Below are 4,795 nucleotides of genomic sequence, written 5' to 3'. Positions count from 1 at the left end.
TATAGGCAACGGGCAGCGCGGGCAGCGTGGACCGACGGATTTCGTTTCCAGATGCGCAATTCATCTCCGCCCTGAAGCACGGAGTTTTCTTGCGGTCTGCGGGATAAAAAACCAGATTTCCGCTCGCCGATAATTATCACGCGGCAGGGCGGTATAAATTAACTTGCTGAGACAATGCAGATTTAATTCGACTCATACCTGTTTTTATTTCCAACTCGTTTAAACTGGCGTAGCCTAATCTTATTGCCTTCACGTTGCGAGATTCTGCAGAAAAGATAGATCCAGGGAGGATTTTAACCTTATGCTTTTTCGCGGCACCAAACAAATTATCCATATCGACGATCTCTGCCATGCGAACCCATAATGCGAGCCCACCGTCCGGAATGTCCACGCTTGCAAATGGACCCAAATATTCACTCACAAGAGCTGCGGCAGTGTGGCATCGAGCGTGATAAACCTTTGCTGCGTGCCGGATGTGGCGTCTGAGTTCGCCGCTTTGCATGAGATCGGCGACGGCGCGCTCTGTAACGGAGTTGCCTTGTCTGTCGATCAAAACTACCTCATTCGCTATCCGGTGAATGATCGATGGATGGGCTGCGATATAGCCAACTCTGAGTCCTGGGGCAAGAATTTTCGATAGTGAACCAATATAGATAACCGTCCCGCGACGGTCGATCGCTGCCATCGGTTGCATTGGATTGTGGTTAAAATGAAACTCGTGATCGTAATCGTCCTCCACGATAACAAAACCGAACTCTTCTGCTAGTTTCAACAGTTCCATTCTCCGTTCGATCGGCATAGTCACGGTGGTCGGGAACTGATGATGAGGTGTGAGATAAATCGCACGAACTCGCTGAGCCTTGCAGACGTTCCTGAGCGACTCTGGACTCATACCGAATTCGTCCTGATCGATGCTGACTATGGACGCACCGCACGCACGAAACGCATCGCGCGCGGGAGGATAGGTCAACCGTTCCAGCACGACGGTATCACCTGATCTGACGAGAATTCGAGCTGCCACATAAATGCCCATCTGACTTCCGCGCACGACGCAAAGGCTCTCGGGATCGGCTTTTAATCCTCTTTCAATCCGTAACATAGAGGCTAGTGTGTTCCGTAGCTCGAAGATGCCTCTTGGGTCTGAATAACCCAATTGATTGCCGCGTGCGAATTCCAGAAGCGCAAGTCTAAACGCCCCCGAGAGCGCGCCAAACGGAACCAGGCGCGTATCCGGTGCGCCATCGGTGAAGTCGATAACGCCCTCTGATGCGATCTCCGGTAACGGTTCGGTCGATCCATACACCTGATATGCCGGATGCGGCAGAGTCTCGTTGAATATAGAGCTACGATCGGCCCCATGGGCTCCACTCACGTGAGGAAGATTGGGCGAAACGAACGTGCCCCGACGGCCTTCAGTCGACAACCAACCTTGAGCTGCCAACTCATCGTAGACAAGAACGATGGTCTTTCGGTTGACGCTCAGGATTGCCGCAAATTCGCGAGAACCAGGAAGCGGCGTCCCCGGCAGCAGTAGTCCTGCCCGGATTCTTTCAACAATCTCCTCGCTGATCTGAACGTTAAGAGGGCGCGAGTCGTCTCGATCTAGCGACATCGTCCAATCCCATGTCCTCAGTGCCTGCTTTCTTGCGCCCATCTTGTCGCTCCGCTTCATGTTGCAGTTCTGGACCCCTGAAATCAAAAAAACTGGATGATGAAGAGGATCCTCGTAGAGCATACCATCGTCTCAATATCAGGAAAGCTCGGGTCTGCATCACCGCCGGATGGGGTGTTCGCTGGGCCAGTAGAGGCGGTCGATATCGTCAGACTAATGCACAACAGCACGGTTCGTGGGCGAATGGCGAGACTACAAGTGATTTGTCAAACGATGTATTCAAGGCATTGATGCAGCGGCGAATCAGTGTCTATCTCGGGCAAAAGGATGCTACTCAGCGTTAGCAATGTGCGGTCGGGCTACGGGGAGGTTGTGATCCTCAGCGGTATAGATCTTCAGGTCGATGTCGGCGAGTGCGTGGCGATGCTTGGCCGCAGTGGTTCGGGCAAAACGACGCTCGCCAGAGCGCTGTACGGGGCCATCCCGTGCAGACGCGGTGTTATACGGTTTATGGATGAGGTTGTTACTTCGGAGGCTGCGTATGAAAGAGCTAACAGGGGCATCGCCTACGTCCCACAAGGGCGTCAAATTTTTTTGGAACTGAGTGTAATGGAGAACCTGGTGCTTGATGCGTATGCGGCTCAATTTGATAAGACACGCACGGATCGCGCTGTAGAAAAACTCCTCGAATATTTTCATACACTAAAACCGAAGCTCAAAGACCTCGGCGGAGGTCTGAACGCGGGGCAGCAGCAACTACTCGCAGTTGCACGCGCATTGATGTCGGAGCCAAAGATACTGCTTCTGGACGAGCCATCTGATGGGGTCGATCCGTCTCTGTTGGATGAGATTGCAGCAACAGTAAAAAAAAATCTCGAACGAGACAGGCCTTGCGGTACTCACGTTCGAGCAAAACCTTCAGTTCGCAAAAAAACTTGCTGCGCGAGGGTACGTGATAGCGGCCGGTGCTATCAAACGAAATGTAGCCATTGACGACCCGACGAGTAGCAGAGATTTAGAACAAGAACTGGGTGATGTCATAGCTCCGAGAGGGATCTGATGTTCGCAGCATAGAAGTGTGAACCACCGTTTTCTAACTGTTCGAGCTGATATTTAGGGAAAATCATGTCCACGCTTTTGAAGTCCGAAGTTGTGTCGAATCCCGAGCTTCATTACATCACGGCAGACGATGCAATTCGCCGGTTTCGCGACGGTAGCTTGTCCCCTGTGGACTTGATGAAAGCGGTCATCGAGCGGTGCGAAACAGTTAACCCATCTGTTAATGCGATCACGAACCGGTTTTATGAAAAGGCGCTCGCGCAAGCTGCAGACGCCGCCGAACGCTATCGGTCAGGTGCCAACGTGAGGCCACTGGAGGGGATTCCACTCGCCGTTAAAGAGTTGCACCCAATGAAGGGTGTGACGACATCATGGGGTTCAAAGATTTTTGAAGGCGTTCCTGCCGACCGCACGTTGCCAGCAGTACAACGCTTGCTCGATGCCGGCGCGATCGTTCATATCCGGACTACAACCCCCGAGTTTGCGCACTGCGGCCATTGTCATAGTCCTCTCTATGGCGTGACCCGAAACCCATGGAACCGGGAGTTTAGCAGCGGCGGCTCGTCCGGTGGTGCGGGTGTGACGGTGGCTGCGGGTATGACAACAATCGCAGAAGGGGACGACGGCGGTGGCTCGATTCGGATGCCGTCATCAATGAACGGAATCGTCGGTTTCAAGCCGTCCTTTGGTCGAGTTCCGGGTTTTCTGCTCGATACCATGTTCGAGTCAATCATCCACATCGGTCCGATGACCCGATCGGTTGATGATGCCGCACTCATGCTGAACGTAATGTCGGGACAGCACCCCGAGGACATCACCAGCTTGCGGGACGAGGTGAAGATTCCGGCGCCGGGAGCAGAGCGCTCCATGAAAGGCGTTCGTGTTGCATTCTCGCCCGATCTTGGTTACTTCGAGATCGATCCCGACGTTGCCCGGAACACGCGTACCGCTGTCGAAAAGATGGCGGATGCTGGAGCGATTATCGAAGAAGTCGAGCTTGGGTGGACCGAAATCGTATATGACGCATGGGTCACGCACTGGGAAGGTCTACTCGCGACGCTGGCTCATCATCATATTCCCGAGTGGCAGTACAAGATGGACCCCTTCGTGCGAAAGCTGATTCAAAAAGGCTTGGGTCACAGCGCTGTCCGTGTCAAACGGACCGAGATGGTCCGTACCAATATGTGGAAGCACTTGTCGCCGATTCTCGCACGTAACGACGTGCTCGTTACCCCAACGCTCGCTATCCCTGCGATCAAGGCCGAGCATCAGAACGGCGATCCGAACTTCACCATCAATGGAAAGCGTGTTGATGCGTTCCTCAATTGGGCACTTACCTATCCCTTCAACCTGCTTAGCCAGTGCCCTGCATTCTCTTTGCCGTCAGGCTTTGGCGGGGCGGGCGTACCTACCGGCCTGCAGATCGTGGGGCGGCCTTTCGACGACGTATCGCTGTTTTCGGTTGCACGAGCCTTCGAAACCATTGCCCCTTGGTCGTCTTTTCACCCCGAGGTGTGATTCTCCCGAGAACGTCAGGGGCGCGCGTCAACGACAAACGAGCGTCAATAGTACGGCACAGCAATTATGGCATTGGCGGTTTTAGTGTGCGGAGTGGAGGGTGGTGTATGCCCCTCCCGGTACGACAGAAACGACGAATTGAGGTTTCAAATGGCAGAAACGTTGCGTACATCGAAAGCGGAGCTTGTCGCACGAGCGCTCGCGCAGATGAATGGCGAGTTGACTGAACCGCAATGGTCAATCAGGCAGAAGCTGGCGCTGACGTGCAGAATTTTATTCGACGGCGGCCATGATTCTGGGTTGGCAGGTCAGATTACGGCGCGCGCTCCGGAGGCTGCAACTTTCTACACGCAGCCATTCGGACATGGGTTCGACGAGATCACAGCGTCCAACCTTCTTCGGGTGAATCAGGATCTCGCGACGCTTGACGGGAAGGGCATGCCTAACCCAGCTAACCGGTTTCACACATGGATCTACCGCGCGCGGCAGGATGTGAACTGCATCATTCATTATCTCGAGTTGAGTTTTATGCGGCGAAACGGTTGTGCTGCAGCGAGCGGATTCGGTCAGAGCCGCGTAGCACTCGGCATAATATTCGTTGCGACG

General features: G+C 53.9%; 4 protein-coding genes. 3 read left to right on the top strand and 1 reads right to left on the bottom strand.

All coding sequences use genetic code 11. The features are described 5' to 3' along the window. Positions 1–136: 136 nt before the first annotated feature. Positions 137–1,735, bottom strand: a complete 1,599-nt coding sequence (pdxR, locus tag H3V53_RS42240; RefSeq protein ID WP_336602905.1) for a MocR-like pyridoxine biosynthesis transcription factor PdxR — start codon at positions 1,733–1,735, stop codon at positions 137–139. A 249-nt stretch (positions 1,736–1,984) separates the two neighbouring features. Here pdxR and H3V53_RS42235 point away from each other — a divergent pair, with 249 nt between their 5' ends. From H3V53_RS42235 to H3V53_RS42225, 3 genes are all read left to right on the top strand, one after another. Further along, positions 1,985–2,605: an ABC transporter ATP-binding protein gene (locus H3V53_RS42235; RefSeq protein WP_336602904.1), complete on the top strand. Its 621-nt coding sequence runs from the start codon at positions 1,985–1,987 to the stop codon at positions 2,603–2,605. A 132-nt stretch (positions 2,606–2,737) separates the two neighbouring features. Beyond that, positions 2,738–4,189: an amidase gene (locus H3V53_RS42230; protein ID WP_336602903.1), complete on the top strand. Its 1,452-nt coding sequence runs from the start codon at positions 2,738–2,740 to the stop codon at positions 4,187–4,189. Positions 4,190–4,339: 150 nt separating this feature from the next. Further along, positions 4,340–4,795 (top strand): class II aldolase/adducin family protein (locus H3V53_RS42225; RefSeq protein WP_336602902.1); only part of this gene is annotated, 456 nt, incomplete at its 3' end.

Origin of the sequence: Paraburkholderia bengalensis (assembly GCF_037126505.1) — a bacterium.
Lineage (GTDB): Bacteria > Pseudomonadota > Gammaproteobacteria > Burkholderiales > Burkholderiaceae > Paraburkholderia > Paraburkholderia bengalensis.
The sequence above is the reverse complement of the archived record's forward strand: the minus strand, read 5'-3'. Positions and strand labels throughout refer to the sequence as shown.